The 17,228-nt window shown below is 69.7% G+C and carries 14 protein-coding genes; 12 read left to right on the top strand and 2 right to left on the bottom strand.

Features of this window, described 5'->3' with window-relative positions; translation table 11 throughout:
* Nucleotides 1-14 precede the first annotated feature (14 nt).
* The 10 genes from MPPM_RS23170 (at nt 15) to MPPM_RS23125 (ending at nt 12,941) form a co-directional block, all read left to right on the top strand.
* Nucleotides 15-3,092, top strand: a complete 3,078-nt coding sequence (locus MPPM_RS23170; protein WP_096487068.1) for an efflux RND transporter permease subunit — start codon at nt 15-17, stop codon at nt 3,090-3,092.
* Between the two features lie 306 nt (nt 3,093-3,398).
* Nucleotides 3,399-4,733: an MFS transporter gene (locus MPPM_RS23165; RefSeq protein WP_096487067.1), complete on the top strand. Its 1,335-nt coding sequence runs from the start codon at nt 3,399-3,401 to the stop codon at nt 4,731-4,733.
* A gap of 118 nt (nt 4,734-4,851) precedes the next feature.
* On the top strand, nt 4,852-6,000 hold the full coding sequence (gene cyoA, locus MPPM_RS23160) for a ubiquinol oxidase subunit II (protein ID WP_173807945.1): 1,149 nt from the start codon (nt 4,852-4,854) through the stop codon (nt 5,998-6,000).
* A gap of 39 nt (nt 6,001-6,039) precedes the next feature.
* Nucleotides 6,040-8,046, top strand: coding sequence for a cytochrome o ubiquinol oxidase subunit I (gene cyoB, locus MPPM_RS23155; RefSeq protein ID WP_096487065.1), 2,007 nt, complete (start codon nt 6,040-6,042; stop codon nt 8,044-8,046).
* A 7-nt stretch (nt 8,047-8,053) separates the two neighbouring features.
* Nucleotides 8,054-8,707, top strand: coding sequence for a cytochrome o ubiquinol oxidase subunit III (cyoC, locus tag MPPM_RS23150; RefSeq protein WP_244573389.1), 654 nt, complete (start codon nt 8,054-8,056; stop codon nt 8,705-8,707).
* Nucleotides 8,704-9,099, top strand: coding sequence for a cytochrome o ubiquinol oxidase subunit IV (gene cyoD / locus MPPM_RS23145; RefSeq protein WP_096487064.1), 396 nt, complete (start codon nt 8,704-8,706; stop codon nt 9,097-9,099). Before cyoC ends, cyoD begins: the two co-directional genes overlap by 4 nt.
* Before the next feature lie 61 nt (nt 9,100-9,160).
* A complete protein-coding gene (locus MPPM_RS23140) occupies nt 9,161-9,895 on the top strand; it encodes an SURF1 family protein (protein WP_096487998.1) in 735 nt (244 codons plus the stop codon).
* A gap of 190 nt (nt 9,896-10,085) precedes the next feature.
* On the top strand, nt 10,086-10,496 hold the full coding sequence (locus MPPM_RS23135; protein WP_096487063.1) for a hypothetical protein: 411 nt from the start codon (nt 10,086-10,088) through the stop codon (nt 10,494-10,496).
* Nucleotides 10,497-10,621: 125 nt separating this feature from the next.
* Nucleotides 10,622-11,320: a TVP38/TMEM64 family protein gene (locus MPPM_RS23130; RefSeq protein ID WP_096487062.1), complete on the top strand. Its 699-nt coding sequence runs from the start codon at nt 10,622-10,624 to the stop codon at nt 11,318-11,320.
* A 67-nt stretch (nt 11,321-11,387) separates the two neighbouring features.
* Nucleotides 11,388-12,941, top strand: coding sequence for a phospholipase D-like domain-containing protein (locus tag MPPM_RS23125; protein ID WP_348529749.1), 1,554 nt, complete (start codon nt 11,388-11,390; stop codon nt 12,939-12,941).
* A gap of 3 nt (nt 12,942-12,944) precedes the next feature.
* Here MPPM_RS23125 and MPPM_RS23120 read toward each other — a convergent pair whose 3' ends face one another.
* Together MPPM_RS23120 and MPPM_RS23115 are read right to left on the bottom strand one after the other, a co-directional pair.
* Entirely contained in the window at nt 12,945-14,027 is a 1,083-nt protein-coding gene (locus tag MPPM_RS23120) for an asparaginase (RefSeq protein ID WP_096487997.1), read from the bottom strand.
* Between the two features lie 79 nt (nt 14,028-14,106).
* Entirely contained in the window at nt 14,107-14,919 is an 813-nt protein-coding gene (locus MPPM_RS23115) for an endonuclease/exonuclease/phosphatase family protein (protein ID WP_244573589.1), read from the bottom strand.
* Nucleotides 14,920-15,270: 351 nt separating this feature from the next.
* Between MPPM_RS23115 and MPPM_RS23110 the strand changes: the two genes are divergently transcribed.
* Nucleotides 15,271-16,158 carry an N-acetylmuramic acid 6-phosphate etherase gene (locus MPPM_RS23110; protein ID WP_096487059.1) on the top strand — a complete coding sequence of 296 codons (888 nt, stop codon included), beginning with the start codon at nt 15,271-15,273 and terminating at the stop codon, nt 16,156-16,158.
* Complete coding sequence (locus MPPM_RS23105; RefSeq protein WP_096487058.1) at nt 16,155-17,168, top strand: SIS domain-containing protein; 1,014 nt, start codon at nt 16,155-16,157, stop codon at nt 17,166-17,168. The genes MPPM_RS23110 and MPPM_RS23105 overlap by 4 nt, the downstream gene beginning before the upstream one ends.
* Nucleotides 17,169-17,228 lie beyond the last annotated feature (60 nt).

Raw genomic sequence — 17,228 nt, 5'->3', positions numbered from 1 at the left:
AAGGTTTTTCGCGCGTGAAGGACTTCAACCTTTCCGATTGGGCGCTCGGCCACCGTTCGCTGGTCTGGTTCCTGATGCTCGTCTGCCTGGTCGCCGGCGTGATGGCCTATTCCCGGCTCGGCCGCGAGGAGGATCCGCCCTTCGCCATCAAGACCATGGTGGTCCAGGCGAGCTGGCCCGGCGCCACGATCAAGGACACCCTCGATCAGGTCACCGACCGGATCGAGAAGGAGCTGCAGCAGATCAACGCCCTCGATTACGTGCGGAGCTACACCACGCCGGGACAGGCGACGGTGTTCGTGCAGTTCCGCGACACGACGCGGAAGGAGGAGATCCAGCCCGCCTTCTATCAGGTGCGCAAGCGCCTGGGCGACATCCAGCACACCTTTCCGCAAGGGGTGCAGGGCCCGGCCTTCAACGACGAGTTCGGCGACGTCTACGGCAACGTCTACGCCTTCACCGCCGACGGCCTGACCCACCGGCAGTTGCGCGACTATGTCGAGGGGGTGCGCACCGAGATCCTCAAGGTGCCCAATATCGGCAAGACCCTGCTGATGGGCGTGCAGGGCGAGACGATCTATCTCGACTTCTCCACCCGCAAGCTCGCGGGCTACGGCATCGACATCCAGGCCCTGATCAAGGCGCTGCAATCGCAGAACGCGGTGGCCGCCTCCGGCGTGGTCCAGGCGGGACCGGAGCGGGTGAGCCTTCGCGTCAGCGGCCAGTTCAGCTCCGAGGAGTCGCTGCGAAACGTCAACCTGCGCTTCAACGACCGGTTCTTCCGCCTCGCCGACGTCGCCGAGATCTCCCGCGGCTACGAGGACCCGCCGGCCGCCCTGTTCCGCGTCGACGGCAAGCCGGCGATCGGACTCGCCATCGCCATGCGCCCGAACGCCAACCTCCTGAAGTTCGGCGAGGATCTGAAGGAGCGCATGCACGTCGTCGAGGGCAAGCTGCCCATCGGCGTCGGCATCCACCTCGTCTCGGACCAACCCAAGATCGTCGAGGAGGCGGTCGGCGGTTTCACCAAGGCGCTCGTCGAGGCGGTCGTCATCGTGCTGGTGGTGAGCTTCGTCAGCCTCGGCCTGCGCGCCGGGCTCGTCGTCGCGGTCTCGATCCCGCTCGTGCTCGCCATCGTCTTCGTCATCATGCAGATCATGGGCGTGACGCTGCAGCGCATCTCGCTCGGCGCGCTCATCATCGCGCTCGGGCTCCTCGTCGACGACGCGATGATCACCGTCGAGATGATGGTGGCCCGCCTCGAACTCGGCGACAACCTGAAGAAGGCGGCGACCTACGCCTACACCTCCACCGCCTTCCCGATGCTCACCGGCACGCTGGTGACGGTGGCGGGCTTCCTGCCGATCGGCTTCAACGGCTCTTCCGCCGGCGAGTACACCTACTCGCTGTTCGTGGTGATCGCCGCCTCGCTGCTGGTCTCCTGGGTGGTCGCGGTGCTGTTCGCGCCGCTGCTCGGCGTGACCATTCTCCCGAAGACCATGAAGCACCATTCGGAGAAGCAGGGGCTGTTCACTCGCGCCTTCATGGCGGTGCTGCGGGTCGCGATGCGGCTCCGCTGGATCACCGTGATCGTCTGCGTCGCCCTGATGGGGCTGGCCGTGGTCGGGATGGGCCACGTGCAGCAGCAGTTCTTCCCGTCCTCCGACCGCTCCGAGGTGCTGGTCGACCTGACCCTGCCGCAGAACGCCACGATCACCGAGACGCGGGCGCAGATGGACCGCTTCGAGGCCCATCTGAAGGACGACCCCGATATCGAGCGCTGGTCCTCCTATGTCGGCCAGGGCGCGGTGCGCTTCTACCTGCCCCTCGACCAGCAGCTCGCCAACGCCTTCTACGGGCAGATCGTGATCGTCACGAAGTCGCTCGCGGTGCGCGACGAGGTCATCAAGCGCCTGCAGCGAATCGGCCGGCGCGACTTCGTCGGCACCGACGTGCTGGTGCAGCCGCTCAATCTCGGCCCCCCCGTGGGCCGCCCGATCCAGTACCGCCTCTCCGGCCCCGACGTGCAGGAGGTGCGCCGCCTCGCGCTCAAGCTCGCCGACGTGGTGGCCACCGACAAGCGGCTGGCCGTGCCGACCTTCGACTGGAACGAGCCGGGCAAGGTGCTGCGCGTCGAGATCCTGCAGGACAAGGCGCGTCAGCTCGGCGTCACCAGCCAGGACATCGCCGGCATCCTCAACGGCATCGTCGGCGGCCAGGCGATCACGCAGGTGCGCGATTCGATCTACCTCGTGAACGTGGTCGGCCGGGCGCGGACCGTCGAGCGGACCTCGCTCGACACGCTCCAGAGCCTTCAGGTCGCCCTCTCCAACGGCTCGGTCGTGCCGATCCTGGCCTTCGCCAAGATCGACTACGACCTGGAACAGCCGATCGTCTGGCGCCGCGACCGGGTGCCGACGCTGACGGTGCGCGCCACCATCAACGACGCGACGCAGCCTCCCACCGTCGTCGCCGCGCTCCAGCCCGCCATCGACGCCTACGTGAAGGCGCTGCCGGAGGGCTACACGCTGGCGACCGGCGGCGCGGTCGAGGAGGCGGGCAAGGGCCAGGGACCGATCGCCGCCGTGGTGCCGGTGATGCTGCTGGCCATGGCCTTCTTCCTGATGATCCAGCTGCAGAGCTTCCAGAAGCTGTTCCTGGTGTTCTCCGTGGCGCCGCTCGGGCTGATCGGCGTGGTGCCGGCGCTGCTGCTGTTCGACAAGCCGATGGGCTTCGTGGCGATCCTCGGCATCCTGGCGCTCATCGGCATCATCGTGCGCAACGCCGTGATCCTGGTGAGCCAGATCGAGGAATGCGAGGCGGAGGGGATGGCACCGTGGGACGCCGTGGTGGAGGCCACCCGCCACCGCATGCGGCCGATCCTGCTCACGGCGGCGGCGGCGAGCCTCGGCCTGATCCCGATCGCCCGCGAGGTGTTCTGGGGTCCCATGGCCTACGCGATGATCGGCGGCATCCTGGCCGCGACGGCGCTGACGCTGCTGTTCCTGCCCGCACTCTATGTCGGCTGGTACCGGATCAAGGCGCCGCCGCGGGGCACGGCGACCGAAAGCCGCGCCGCCGCCGCGCACTGACGGATGCTGCCGAATCTGCTGATCCGGTCCCTGGCCGGATTCGGCGGATTTGGTGCGCTCACTCCGTCGGCGGGCCGGGATGTGCTGTCGATCAGGATAAATCCGGATCTATTATGCAGTTTACGCGCATCAATCCGCCATAAGCGCGCGTAAACGCCGTATCCCTGTCCTGCTTGCATAGCCGGGCTGTGCGGCCTATTGCGACGCCAAATTCTCTTTTCGTATGTCAACCCATCCGCTAGGCACGTGCCGAACGCCGCGGCAAGGCGGCTTCGATCGTACCTTCAGGCGAGCCGGCTGCCCGCGATGACCCCCGACCACGCCACCGCCAATTCCCATCCGCTCGAGCGCGACGCGCAGGTGGCCATGAGCCATCACGACGTCAGCCCGAACGACATCGCGCTCGGCGTGGTGATCGGGCGGGCCTCGGAATATTTCGACTTCTTCGTGTTCGGCATCGCCTCGGTGCTGGTGTTCCCGAAGGTGTTCTTCCCCTTCGCCGATCCCCTGACGGGCACGCTCTACTCCTTCGCCATCTTCGCGCTCGCCTTCGTCGCCCGCCCGCTCGGGTCGATCTTCTTCATGTGGGTGCACAAGCGGCACGGGCGCGGGGTGAAGCTCACCGCCGCCCTGTTCCTGCTCGGCGGCTCGACCGCGGCGATCAGCTTCCTGCCGAGCTACAACTCGATCGGCGCCGTCGCCATCGAGCTGCTCGCGATCCTGCGGGTGGCGCAGGGCTTCGCGCTCGGGGGCGCCTGGGACGGGATGGCCTCGCTGCTGGCCCTCAACGCCCCGCGCGAGCGCCGCGGCTGGTATGCGTCGCTCCCGCAGCTCGGCGCGCCATTCGGCTTCATGGTGGCGAGCGCCCTGTTCGCGTTCTTCGCCGTCAACCTGACCCCGGAGGACTTCACCGACTGGGGCTGGCGCTTCCCGTTCTTCTGCGCCTTCACCATCAACGTCGTGGCCCTGTTCGCCCGGCTCAGGCTCGTCGCCACCCCCGAATTCACCCGCCTGCTCGACAAGGGCCGGCTGGAACCGGTCAGCGTCGTCGACCTCGCCCGCCATCACGCCCTCGACGTGTGGATCGGTGCCTTCGTGCCGCTGGCGAGCTTCGCTCTGTTCCACCTCGTCACGATCTTCCCGATCGCGTGGCTCGCCCTGTCGAGCGACCGTTCCGCCGGCGACTTCCTGATGGTGCAGTTCTCCGGTGCGCTGATCTGCGCCGGCGCCGTCGCCGCCTCGGGCCTGATCGCCGACCAGATCGGGCGCCGCAACGTGCTGCTCATCAGCGCCGGGCTGATCGCCGTGTTCGCCTGCGGCAGCATCCTGGCGCCGCTGATCTTCGGCGAGAACGCCATCGGCCAGACGATCTACGTCAATATCGGCTTCATGCTGCTCGGCCTGTCCTACGGCCAGACCGCCGGCGCCGTGACCTCGCGGCTCGGCGCGCGCTACCGCTACACCGGCGCGGCGCTGACCTCCGACCTCGCCTGGCTGTTCGGTGCCGGATTCGCGCCCCTCGTGGTGCTGTACCTCTCCACCGCCTACGGGCTCGCCATGGTCGGCGTGTACCTGCTGTCGGGTGCCCTGGCGACGCTGCTCGCGCTCTCGCTCGATCGCTCCGAGATGCGCCAGATGTGATGGTTTCGGCCCGCGGGCGGAGTGTGCCTCTCGCCGCGCGGAGCCTTGTGAGAAACGAACCGTCGCCGCGCGGGAAGATGCCCGCGCGGCCCTTGTGATGGAACGAAGATTCGTGGCCATGACCGCCGACCGTTCACTGAGAGCCCGTGCAGGCTCCGCGCGCCGGATCCTGAGGGGCCTTGTCCTGCTGCCCCTGTTCGGGCTGCTCGCCGGCTGCAACCTCGTGGTGATGCAGCCCTCCGGCGACATCGCCGTGCAGCAGCGCAACCTCGTCCTCGCCTCGACGGGCCTGATGCTGCTCATCATCGTGCCCGTGATCGTGCTGACCCTGCTGTTCGCGTGGCGCTACCGCGCCTCGAACACGGCCGCCCGCCACGATCCCGACTGGGACCACTCGACCGGACTCGAGGTGGTGATCTGGACCGCGCCGCTGATGATCATCATCGCGCTCGGCGCGTTGACCTGGATCAGCACCCACACCCTCGACCCGTTCCGGCCGCTCTCGCGCATCGAGCCCGGCAAGCCGGTCGCGGCGGATGTGAAGCCGCTCGAGGTGCAGGTCGTCGCCCTCGATTGGAAGTGGCTGTTCTTCTACCCCGAATACAATGTCGCCACCGTCAACGAGCTGGCCGCGCCGGTGAACCGGCCGATCCAGTTCAAGATCACCGCCTCCTCGGTGATGAACGCCTTCTACGTCCCCGCGCTCGCCGGCATGATCTACGCCATGCCCGGCATGCAGACGCAGCTCCACGCGGTGATCAACAAGGCCGGCGAGTATGAAGGCCTGTCCTCGCACTACAGCGGCAGCGGCTTCTCGCGCATGACGTTCAAGTTCCACGGGCTCGAGGGCGACGGCTTCGACCAGTGGATTGCCAAAGTGAAGCAGCAGGGTTCCGAGCTGAGCCGCGATGCTTATCTCGAACTCGAGCGCCCGAGCGAGCGGGTGCCCGTCACCTACTACTCCACGTTCGCCGACGGCCTCTTCAGCAAGATCGTCGGCATGTGCGCCGTTCCCGGCAAGATGTGCATGGGCGAGATGATGGCCATCGACGCCAAGGGGGGCGCCGGCAAGGAGAGCCGCGAGAACGTCGAGCGGCTCCAGTACGACAACCGCCACACGCAGCGCGGCGACGAGGCACCGGGGGCGACGACGCCGGCCTCGCACCGCGCCCCCAAGAGCGAGTCGCCCAAGACCGGGTCGCCGGACGGCAAGACCCACGAGAAGAGCGGCGAGGGCCAACCGGCCCCCGACCAGACCAACAACTGATCCGTCGCCGCCTCAGGATTTACGGACGAGTTTCGACCCATGTTCGCAAACACGGACCTGCAGCACCTGCTGTTCGGGCGCCTCTCGCTGGAGGACATCCCGTTCCACGAACCGATCCTGCAAGTCACCTTCGCAGGCGTCGCCGTGGCCGGGATCGCGGTGCTCGCCGCAATCACCTATTTTCGCTTCTGGGGCCCGCTCTGGCGCGACTGGCTGACCTCGGTCGACCATAAGAAGATCGGCATCATGTACGTGGTGCTGGCGCTGGTGATGCTGCTGCGCGGCTTTGCCGACGCGCTGCTGATGCGCTCGCAGCAGGCGATCGCCTTCGGCGCCAACGAGGGCTACCTGCCGCCGCACCACTACGATCAGATCTTCACCGCCCACGGCGTGATCATGATCTTCTTCGTGGCGATGCCCTTCGTCACCGGCCTGATGAACTACGTCGTGCCGCTGCAGATCGGCGCCCGCGACGTCGCCTTCCCGTTCCTGAACAACTTCTCGTTCTGGATGACGGTCTCGGGCGCGGTCACGATCATGATCTCGCTGTTCGTCGGCGAGTTCGCCCGCACCGGCTGGCTCGCCTACCCGCCGCTGTCGGGCGCGGACATGAGTCCGGGGGTCGGCGTCGACTACTACATCTGGGGCCTGCAGATCGCGGGCATCGGCACGACGCTGTCGGGCATCAACCTGATCGCGACCATCGTGAAGATGCGCGCGCCCGGCATGTCGATGATGAAGCTGCCGATCTTCACCTGGACCTCGCTGTGCACCAACGTGCTCATCGTGGCCGCCTTCCCGATCCTCGCCGCCGTTCTCGCGCTGCTGACCCTCGACCGCTACGTCGGCACGCACTTCTTCACGAACGACCTCGGCGGCAATCCGATGATGTACTTCAACCTCATCTGGATCTGGGGTCATCCGGAGGTCTACATCCTCATCCTGCCGGCCTTCGGCGTGTTCTCGGAGGTCACCTCGGCCTTCTGCGGCAAGCGCCTGTTCGGCTACACCTCGATGGTCTACGCGACCGTCGTCATCACGATCCTGTCCTACCTCGTGTGGCTGCACCACTTCTTCACGATGGGTTCGGGTGCCAGCGTGAACTCGTTCTTCGGCATCACGACGATGATCATCTCGATCCCGACGGGTGCGAAGATCTTCAACTGGCTGTTCACGATGTATCGCGGCCGGATCCGCTTCGACGTGCCGATGCTGTGGACCGTCAGCTTCATGGTGACCTTCGTCATCGGCGGCATGACCGGCGTGCTGCTCGCCGTGCCCCCGGCCGACTTCGTGCTCCACAACTCGCTGTTCCTGATCGCGCACTTCCACAACGTGATCATCGGCGGCGTGCTGTTCGGCATGTTCGCCGGCGTGAACTACTGGTTCCCGAAAGCCTTCGGCTTCCGCCTCGACGAGTTCTGGGGCAAGGTCAGTTTCTGGTTCTGGACCATCGGCTTCTACGTCGCCTTCATGCCGCTCTACGTGCTGGGGCTGATGGGCGTCACCCGCCGTGCCCAGCATTTCGACGACCCGTCGCTGCAGCCCTGGTTCGTGGTCGCCGCCATCGGCGCGGGCCTGATCGCCATCGGCATCGGCGCCATGATCGTGCAGTTCGCGGTCTCGATCAAAAACCGCGAGAAGCTGCGGGACGTGACCGGTGACCCGTGGCAGGGCCGGACGCTGGAATGGTCCACCTCCTCGCCGCCGCCGGACTACAACTTCGCCTTCACGCCCGTGGTGCACGGCCTCGACGCGTGGTGGGAGATGAAGGCCCGCGGCTTCCAGCGCCCGGCCTCGGGCTACAAGCCGATCCACATGCCCAAGAACACCGCCACCGGCGTGATCCTGGGCGTGGTCAGCATCGCCTTCTCCTTCGCGATGATCTGGTACATCTGGTGGCTGGCGGCGCTGACCTTCGTGGCGGCCCTGGCGATCGCGATCGGTCACACCTTCAACTACAACCGCGACTTCTACATCCCCGCCGAAACGGTCAGCCGCACGGAGCAGCGGCGGACCGAGGCACTGGCGGCGGTGCGGGCCTGAGGACACCATGGCATCCCATGCAAATCCCGCCCTGAACCCGGCTATCGCCGGGGCGGCCTCCGCCGACGTGCCGGACTTCCTCGATCTCGAGGGCGAGCATCACCCGGAAGGGAGCACGATGCTCGGCTTCTGGATCTACCTGATGAGCGACTGCCTCATCTTCGCGGTCCTGTTCGCCACCTACGCCGTGCTCGGCCGCAGCTACGCGGCCGGGCCCTCGCCCAAGGACCTGTTCGACCTGCCGATCGTGGCGGTGAACACGTCGATGCTGCTGTTCTCCTCCATCACCTACGGCTTCGCCATGCTGGCGATGGAGCGGAACGATCTGGCCAAGACCCAGCTCTGGCTGGCGGTGACGGGCCTGTTCGGCGCGGCCTTCGTCGGGCTCGAACTCTACGAGTTCGCGCACCTGATCCACGAGGGCGCCACGCCCCAGCGCAGCGGCTTCCTGTCGGCCTTCTTCACCCTGGTCGGCACCCACGGCCTGCACGTCACCTTCGGCCTGATCTGGCTCGTCACGCTGATGGTCCAGACCCGGCTGCGCGGCCTCGTGCCCGAGAACAAGCGCCGGCTGATGTGCCTGTCGATGTTCTGGCACTTCCTCGACGTCATCTGGATCGGCGTCTTCACCTTCGTGTACCTGATGGGAGTCCTGCAATGAGCGGGGCAGCGCACGCCGACGATCACGGGCATGGCCATGACGGCCACGGGCAGGACGCCCACGGCCACGGCTCGTTCAAGGATTACGTGACGGGCTTCGTGCTCTCCGTCATTCTGACGGCGATCCCGTTCTGGCTGGTGATGGGCAACGTCATCGACGACAAGGTCGTCACCGGCGCCGTCATCCTCGGGCTGGCCGTGGTGCAGATCGTGGTCCACATGATCTACTTCCTGCACATGAACACGAAGTCGGAGGGCGGCTGGACCTTCCTGGCGCTGATCTTCACGGTCACGATCGTGGTCATCACCCTGTGCGGCTCGATCTGGGTCATGCACCACCTCAACACCAACATGATGCCGATCTCGGCCGAGGAGATGCGTCACGCCCCCTGACGCCTCACCGAAACCCGCTGGTCCCCGGCCCGCCACCCCGGCGGTGGGCCGTCGGCGCCCTCTGCTTGCCCGGCTGGTGCTGGTCCTGGCGGGCTTGGCCGTGACGGGCGTGTTCCTCGGCCTCGGCACCTGGCAGGTCGAGCGCCGGGTGTGGAAGCTCGACCTGATCGACCGGGTCGAGGCCCGCAGCCGCGCCGAGCCGGCGCCCGCACCGGGGCCGGAGGATTGGGCCGGGCTTACGGCGGCCTCGGCCGAGTACCGGCGGGTCCGGCTCACCGGCCGCTTCGCCTACGACCGCGCCACCCTGGTCCAGGCGGTGACCGGGCGCGGCGCCGGTTTCTGGGTGCTCGTGCCGCTCGCGACCGATCGCGGCTTCACCGTCCTCGTCAATCGCGGCTTCGTGCCGACGGAATCCCGCGAGCGCGCGGCCCGCGCCGCGGGCGAGCCGGACGGGGAGGTGACGGTCACGGGCCTGCTGCGCCTGACCGAGCCCGGCGGCGGCTTTCTCCGCCGCAACGATCCGGCGGGCGACCGCTGGTATTCCCGCGATGTCGCGGCCATCGCCGCCGCCCGCGGGATCGACCGGATTCCGGCCGAGGTCGCCCCCTACTTCGTGGATGCGGATGCCGCGCCCAATTCCGGCGGCCTGCCGGTCGGCGGCCTCACCGTGGTGGCCTTCCACAACAACCATCTCGTCTACGCGCTCACGTGGTACGCCCTCGCCCTGATGAGCGCCGCGGCCCTCGTCTATGCGCTCAAGGTCTCGAGCAGAGCGCCGAAAGCTCCGAGCGCCTGACCCCGCGTGGCGGCGCACAGCCGCGGCACCGGGGCGGGCTGCACGCACAGCCGTCCGTCAAAACTTTCTTTGCTGCTCAGATTACGCAATCATGTCGATTCGACCGCTCAGGTTGTTAATCCTCTGCACGCTGGCTGCCGCCGCGATTCGCGGCGGTCATCGCATCCTCGGGTGACGTGAAGGAATCCGTATGGGAGTCGCCCTGCACGGGCTTGCGCGAGAGAGACTCGGCCGCCGGGACAGCGACGAGCCGTCCGCGCGCGTGCCCGTGCCCCTGGCGGGTCTCATCGTCTCCATGGACCGGACCCTGGCCGCGCTGGCGGGGGAGGGCGGAGGCCGCAACGAGCTGCATGCCCTGCGCAACTACCTCTCCGACCTCTGCGTGCTGACCGAGGAGACGCCGCGGATCCGGCGAGCGGTGGATCGCCTCATCCTCGCCGGCGACCGCCTCGGCGAGGCGGTGATCGCGCCGCGGGGCTACGAGCAGCGTTGGCGCAGCCCCCGCCTGGGCAAGGCCCGGCAGGCGCTCGCCTCCCTCGAACGGACGCTCGCCGGGGCCCGCCCGAGCCGGATCGCGGTGCGGCTCGACCGCGACTGGTGAGCCGAGCCGAGGGCGGCACGGTCGGGGTCGCAGGCGAAAACGGCCGAGCTTGGCGGGAACAGTTACGCCGGCCAACGGTTTGCGGACGCGGGCACAAGCCGCACCAATCCCCTTCGAGCCACCGAATGGATAAACCCAGCCGCTCGGCCCAGACCTGGGCAGCCACGGCCGGCGCCGCCGCCCTGGCGGTCGGAGCCTGGTACCTCCTGCCGGTCGAGGAATGGCTGCGCGCCTTCTCGGGCTGGGCGAACGGCCTCGGACCCTACGGCCTCCTGGCCTTCGGCGTGCTGTTCTTTCTCGCGACCCTCCTCGTCGTGCCGGGCACCCCGCTCACCATTGCCGGGGCGGTCGCCTTCGGCTGGGCGGTGATGCCGGTGGTGCTGCTCTCGGCAACGCTCGGCTCCTGGCTCGCCTTCGTGGCCGCCCGATACCTCTTCCGCGACCGGGTGCGGGGGCTGATCGAGCGCCGGCCGGGGCTGAACGCCACCGTGGAGGCGGTGGGCGACGGGGGCTGGCGGCTCATGACCCTGATGCGGCTCAGCCCCTTCGTGCCGTTCAATGCCCAGAACTACGTCCTCGGGGTGACGGATGTCCGCACCTCCGCCTATCTGATCTCCACGGTGATCGGCATGCTGCCGGGCACGGTGGTCTGCGTCTATCTCGGCGTGATCGGCCGCCATGCCGGCAGCGACGAGCCAACCCACTGGATCACCCTCGGCCTCGGCCTTCTCGCCACCGTCGCGGCGGTGGAACTGACCCGGCGGCGGGTGCGGGCCAAGCTGGAAACGGGCAAGTTCGAGGCGGGAAAGGCAATGGCGCGATGAGGGCTTCGCTCCCACGATCCGCACCGGATACTCGGCGCCCGTCGCCGCATGGCGGATCGCTGCACGCATGAGGATGGAACTCGGGGTGGGTCAAGGATCGGGCGAGAGCTGGCTGCGGCCCGGGCTCACCTGCTGGCGGCGGGAGCGGGCGGGACGCGTCGCGGTGCTGCATGACGGGGCGGCCTATTTCGCCGCGGCGCACGCGGCGCTCACGAACGCGCGCCGCTCCATCACCCTGATCGGCTGGAGCTTCGACCCGAGGGCGCGCCTGCTGCCGGGGGACGCGCCCGATGCGGGCGAGACCCTGGCCGAGCTGCTGCAACGCCTCAAGGCCGCGCGGCCCGAACTGGCCATCCGCATCCTGATCTGGGACATGCCCTGGCCGATCTCGGCGGGCAACGACCACACGCCCGACAGCGTGCGCGCGAGCCTCGGCCCCGCGATCGACTTCCGTATCGACGGCACGCTGCCCTTCGGTGCCTGCCAGCACCAGAAGATCCTCGTGGTCGATGACACCATCGCGTTCTGCGGCGGCAGCGATTTCGAGGTGAACCGCTGGGATACCCCCGCCCACCGCGACCGCGATCCCCGTCGGCGCCTGCCCTCCGGCGAGGACTACCCGCCGCGCCACGACGTGATGATGCTGGTCGATCGTTCCGCCGCGCGGGCGCTGGCCGAACTCGCCCGCGAGCGCTGGCACCGCGCCACCGGCGAGACCTTTCCGCTCGCCGCTCCCGATGGTGGCCGTGATCCTTGCCGTGATCCTTGCCACGATCCTTGGCCGACTACCCTGGCGCCGCACCTGACCGACGTGACGGTGGGGCTCACCCGCACCGATCCGCCGTTCGGCGGCCGTCCGGCGGTCACGGAGAGCGCCGCCCTGTACCGCGCCTCGATCCGGGCGGCGGAGCGCTTCATCTATCTCGAGAACCAATACCTCGCCTCGCCGGTCGTGGCGGAGGCGCTGGCCGCGCGCCTCGCCGAGCCGGAAGGGCCGGAGATCGTGATCGTGCTGTCCGAGCGCAGCCCGAGCGGCTTCGACCGCCTGACCATGGACAGCGCCCGCCGCGGCCTGATCCGCGGCTTGCGCCGGGCGGACCGCTTCGGCCGCCTGCGGATCGTGGCGCCGCACACGGAGAAGCGCCGGCCGATCCTGGTTCACGCCAAGGTCGCGATCATCGACGAGCGCCTGCTCAGGATCGGCTCGACCAACCTCAACAATCGCTCCTTCGGCTACGACACCGAGTGCGACCTCGCCGTGGAGGTGCCGGCCGAGGATAGGGAGTCCCGCGCGGCGGTGCGACGGCTGCTCGTGCGGCTGCTCGCCCATCACGGCGGCTGCCCGCCGGACGTGTTCGCGGAAGCCTTCGAGGCGCGCGGCTCCCTGAGGGCGGTCCTCGACGACCCCCGCCTGATGCCGAGCCCGCGGGTCTGTCCGCTGGTTCCCTCCCGCCGCGGTCCCGTGGCGCGCCTCGTCGAGGCGTTCCATCTCGGCGATCCGGTGGGCCCCGCCGACGCGTGGCGTCCCTGGCGGCGGCGCGCCCTCCTGCGCCAGGCCCGCGGGGAGGCCGCCTCGGACGTCGGGACGGCCGCGCGGCGGGAGGTGCTGGAGCCGTCCTGACGGCTATCTGTCGAACACCGCCTGCAGGGCCGCCCGATCCTTGCGGGCCTCCTTGTCCGCGGGGAGGGCGATCAGGGTAAGGATGCGCGCCTTGTCCGGCGTGAGGTCGCCCGCGAATACGGCGCCGGCCTTGCGCAGGGTGTTTCCGCCGCCCTTGAAGCCGTAGACCGGCAGGGCGCGACCGTCATGGACCTTGGTCGCCACGACCACCGGCACGCCCTTGGCGATGACCTCGGCGATGGCGTCGTGCATCTCGGCGTTGACGTTGCCCCAGCCATAGGCCTCGACCACGATCGCCTCGGCTCCGCTCTCGGCGGCGTGGCGCACCTGCGAGCCGTCCGCCCCGGCATACATCGCCACGAGATCGACCCGCGGCATCCGCTCCGGCAGCGGCAGGGTCTGGCGGCGCAGGGAACGGCGGCTGAACACGACGCGATCCTCGTCAACGTAGCCGAGGATGCCGGCCTCCCCCGAATTGAAGGTCTCGACGTTGCTGGTGTGGGTCTTGCGCACCTCGCGGGCGGCGTTGATGCGGTGGTTGAGCGTCACCGTCACGCCCTGGCCCCCAGCGCCCTCGGCCAGAATCTGCCGGGCCGCGTTGAGGAGATTGCGCGGGCCGTCGGCATCCGCGTCGGAGGCGTTGCGCTGGGCGCCCACCAGCACCACCGGCTTGTCGCTCTTCAAGGTGAGATCGAGGAAGTAGGCGGTCTGGTCGAGGGTGTCGGTCCCGTGCAGGACGATCGCGCCGCGGATGCCGGGATCGGCGAGCAGCGCGTCGAGCTTGGCGGTCAGAGCCGGCCAGCGGTCCGGGCCCATGTAGTCGCTCGGCACGTTGCTGAACTCGGTGACCTCGATGGTGGCGATGTCCTTGAGCTTGGGCACCGCCGCGACAAGATCCTCGCCGGAGAGTGCCGGCACCGGCGCGTGGGTCTTGGGATCGAGCTTCATCGCGATGGTGCCGCCGGTCGCGACCACGGCGATCCGCGGCGGTTCGGCCAGAGCCGGCCCGGCCGTGAGGGCGATCAGGGCGGCGAGACCGAGAGCGGTCAGGGGTCCGCTCGTCTTCTGTCCGGTCGTCTTCGTCATCGTGCGCGCGTCCTCACCCATCCACGGCCGGTCGTCGGGCCGGCCCGCGGAGGAGCATGCTCATACGCGGAAAAAACCCTCAACCCGGCCCGATCCGGATCTCCGCCAGAACCGGCAGATGATCCGACGCCTGCCGCGCCAGCGGCGTGTCCACCACCGCGACGCGCTCGACGCCGACCTGCGCGCTCACGAAGACATGGTCGATGCGCAGCAACGGGAAGCGGCTCGGGAAGCTCGCGCCGCCGCGCCGCCAGCCCCGCTCCCCGGTGAGACGGCGCGCATCGGTGAGGCCCCGGCTCAGCCGGCGGTAGGCGCGCGACCAGCCCGTGGCGTTGAAGTCGCCGAGCAACACCGTCGGCGCGCGGCAGGCGGGATCGCCGAGCCAGTCGGGTCCGAGCAGCGCCTCGGCCTGGGCGATGCGCTCCGCGCCGAGCAGTCCGAAATGGGTCGTGAGCACTTGGAGCGCCGTGCCGCCGGCCGTCACCTCGACCCAGAGCGCCCCGCGCGGCTCCAGGCTGGGGCGCCGCAGCAGGCCGGGCAGGGGGCCGGCGCGCCTGAGCCGCGAGGGCAGGTGGGTGAGCAGGGCGTCGCCGTAGCGCTCCTCCTCGATATGCAGGGCCGGGTGGAAATGCGTGAACATGCCGACGAGCCGAGCGATCTCCTCCGCCTGATCCAGGCCACCGGTGCGCGCGCGCCCGACATCGACCTCCTGCAGGGCGACGATGTCGGGCTCCAGGGCAGCGATCACCCGCGCGACTCGCTCCGGCGCCACCCGCCCGTCGGTGCCGCGGCAATGGCGGACGTTGTAGGTGAGCAGGCGCAAGCGCCGCGCGGCCGCCGGGAGCGCCGCTTCCCCCGCCGGATCCGGCCGATCACGCGTCTCCCCGTCGATTGCCTGTCCGTCGATCTGCTCCGCTCCCACGCCCGCTCCCCCGGCCGATCCCAGCGCATCCGTCTGCAAGAGCCAGAGAGGCGCGCCAACCGAACGCCGGGAGGGGCCAACCGATCCCGGATCGATCCGCGGCCCGCGCGGCAAAACCGCGCCGGAGGCCGTTTTCCGCGCCCGGCGGAACCGCATCGGGGATCACCTCTTTCGAACAGGCGAGGGGCGCGATACGGCGCCGAGGCGGGACCGGATGAGGGCGATGCGGACGCGAGGGACGCAAAGAAGGGTGCGGCAAGGAGCGCGGCAAGGGCCCCTGCAAGAGGCCCTGCAAAAGGCCCTGCAAGGAGCGCGCGGGGCATGAGGACCGAGGACGCCAGCGCCCGCTACGTCGACCTCGACGCCTGGGGCGGTCTCGACATCCTCCAGGCGCTCTGGGAGGGCCAGCTCGCGGCGGTCGCGGCGGTCGGGCCGGCCCTGCGGGCGATCGACGCGGCGGCGCGGGCCGCCGAGCCGGGCCTGCGCGAGGGCGGGCGGCTGGTCTATGTCGGGGCGGGAACCTCCGCGCGGATCGGCGTGCAGGACGGGGCGGAGCTGCCGCCGACCTTCGACTGGCCGGAGACGCAACTCGGCTTCGCCATCGCCGGCGGGGAGGGCGCCCTGCTGCGCGCCGTGGAGGATGCCGAGGATTCCACCACCGACGGCACCGGGTGGATCGCCCGCGCGGCGATCGGTCCCCGCGACGTCGTCATCGGGCTCGCCGCCAGCGGCTCGACGCCGTTCACCGTCGAGGCGCTGAAGGCGGCCCGCACCCGCGGCGCCGTCACCGTCGGCGTCAGCAACAATCCCGAGGCGCCGATCCTGCGCGAGGCCGCTCACGGCATCCTCGCCGCCACGGGCGCCGAGGTGCTGGCGGGATCCACCCGCATGAAGGCGGGCACGGCGCAGAAGGTGATCCTCAACCTGTTCTCGACGCTGGTGATGATCCGGCTCGGCCGGGTCTATCGCGGGCGGATGGTGGCGATGCGCGCGACCAACCGGAAGCTGCGCGCCCGCGGCGTGGCCATGGTGTCCGAACTCGCCGGCTGCCCGGCGGAGACCGCCGCCGATGCCCTGGCGCGGGCCGAGGGCGACATCAAGCGCGCGGTGCTGATCGCCGGCGGGATGAGCGCGATGCGGGCCGACGACCTGCTCAACCGCCACGACGGCAGCCTGCGCCGGGCGCTGCGCGAGGTGGGGCGATCATGAGCGCGACGACCTTCATGGCGCGGGAGATCGCCGAGATCCCCGCCGCCGCCGAAGCGGTGCTGACGGCGGGCGAGGCGGCGCGGATCGGCGCGGCACTGAGTGCCAGGACATTCCCGTTCGTGGTGGTGTGCGGGCGGGGCAGTTCCGGCCATGCCGGCGTGCATCTGCGCTACCTGATCGAGACGCGGCTCGCGCTGCCGGTCTCGGCCGCCGCGCCCTCGGTGGTGACGGGCTATGCCCGCCCCCCACAGGTCGCGGGGGCGCTCTTCATCGTGGTCTCGCAATCGGGCCGCTCGCCCGACCTCGTCGCGGCGACTGAAGCCGCGCGGGCCGGCGGCGCGCTGACGCTCGCCCTCGTCAACGATCCCGACTCGCCGGCCGCGCGGGCGAGCGACCTCGTCCTTCCGATCCTGGCCGGACCGGAGCGGGCGGTCGCCGCCACCAAGACGGTGACGAATTCCGCCATCGCCGGCGCCGCCCTGGTGGCCGCCTGGGCCGGCGATCGAGCGCTCGACCAGGGCCTTGCCGCCCTGCCGGAGCGCCTGAACCGCGCGCGCGCTCTCGACTGGTCCGCCTGGAGCGCCGATCTCGCCGGCGCGCCCGCGGCCTTCGTCACCGGGCGCGGTCACGGCCTCGGCCCCTTGCGCGAGATCGCCCTCAAGCTCGCCGAGACCCTGCGCCTGCCCGCGCTCGGCTACTCGGCGGCGGAGCTGCGCCACGGCCCGCGCGCCTCCGTCTCCGCCGCGACGCCGGTTCTGGCGCTGCGTCAGGCCGATCCGCTCGCCGAGGGCGTGGACGACCTCGTGCGCGACCTGACCGGGGACGGCCTGCGGGTTCATGCCTGCGGCGGTCCCCTCGGCACGCTGCCCTGGCTCGGCGACGGACATCCGGCCTGCGATCCCGTCGCCATGCTGGTGCCGGCCTACCGCGCCATCGAGGCCGAGGCCCGCCGCCGCGGTCTCGACCCGGACAAGCCGGTCGGCCTCACCAAGGTCACGGAGACGCTGTGATGAATCCGGATCTCGAAAGGGCGAGCCATTTCGCGGGTCCAGCTCAGGGCCCTGGAGGGA

Source organism: Methylorubrum populi (genome assembly GCF_002355515.1).
Lineage (GTDB): Bacteria > Pseudomonadota > Alphaproteobacteria > Rhizobiales > Beijerinckiaceae > Methylobacterium > Methylobacterium populi_A.
The sequence above is the reverse complement of the archived record's forward strand: the minus strand, read 5'-3'. Positions and strand labels throughout refer to the sequence as shown.

Coding starts and splice junctions, on each gene's coding strand:
- MPPM_RS23165 (WP_096487067.1), top strand. CDS start 3,399: ATGACCCCCGACCACGCCACCGCCAATTCCCATCCGCTCGAGCGCGAC.
- cyoA (WP_173807945.1), top strand. CDS start 4,852: ATGACCGCCGACCGTTCACTGAGAGCCCGTGCAGGCTCCGCGCGCCGG.
- cyoB (WP_096487065.1), top strand. CDS start 6,040: ATGTTCGCAAACACGGACCTGCAGCACCTGCTGTTCGGGCGCCTCTCG.
- cyoC (WP_244573389.1), top strand. CDS start 8,054: ATGGCATCCCATGCAAATCCCGCCCTGAACCCGGCTATCGCCGGGGCG.
- cyoD (WP_096487064.1), top strand. CDS start 8,704: ATGAGCGGGGCAGCGCACGCCGACGATCACGGGCATGGCCATGACGGC.
- MPPM_RS23135 (WP_096487063.1), top strand. CDS start 10,086: ATGGGAGTCGCCCTGCACGGGCTTGCGCGAGAGAGACTCGGCCGCCGG.
- MPPM_RS23130 (WP_096487062.1), top strand. CDS start 10,622: ATGGATAAACCCAGCCGCTCGGCCCAGACCTGGGCAGCCACGGCCGGC.
- MPPM_RS23125 (WP_348529749.1), top strand. CDS start 11,388: ATGAGGATGGAACTCGGGGTGGGTCAAGGATCGGGCGAGAGCTGGCTG.
- MPPM_RS23120 (WP_096487997.1), bottom strand. CDS start 14,027: ATGACGAAGACGACCGGACAGAAGACGAGCGGACCCCTGACCGCTCTC.
- MPPM_RS23110 (WP_096487059.1), top strand. CDS start 15,271: ATGAGGACCGAGGACGCCAGCGCCCGCTACGTCGACCTCGACGCCTGG.
- MPPM_RS23105 (WP_096487058.1), top strand. CDS start 16,155: ATGAGCGCGACGACCTTCATGGCGCGGGAGATCGCCGAGATCCCCGCC.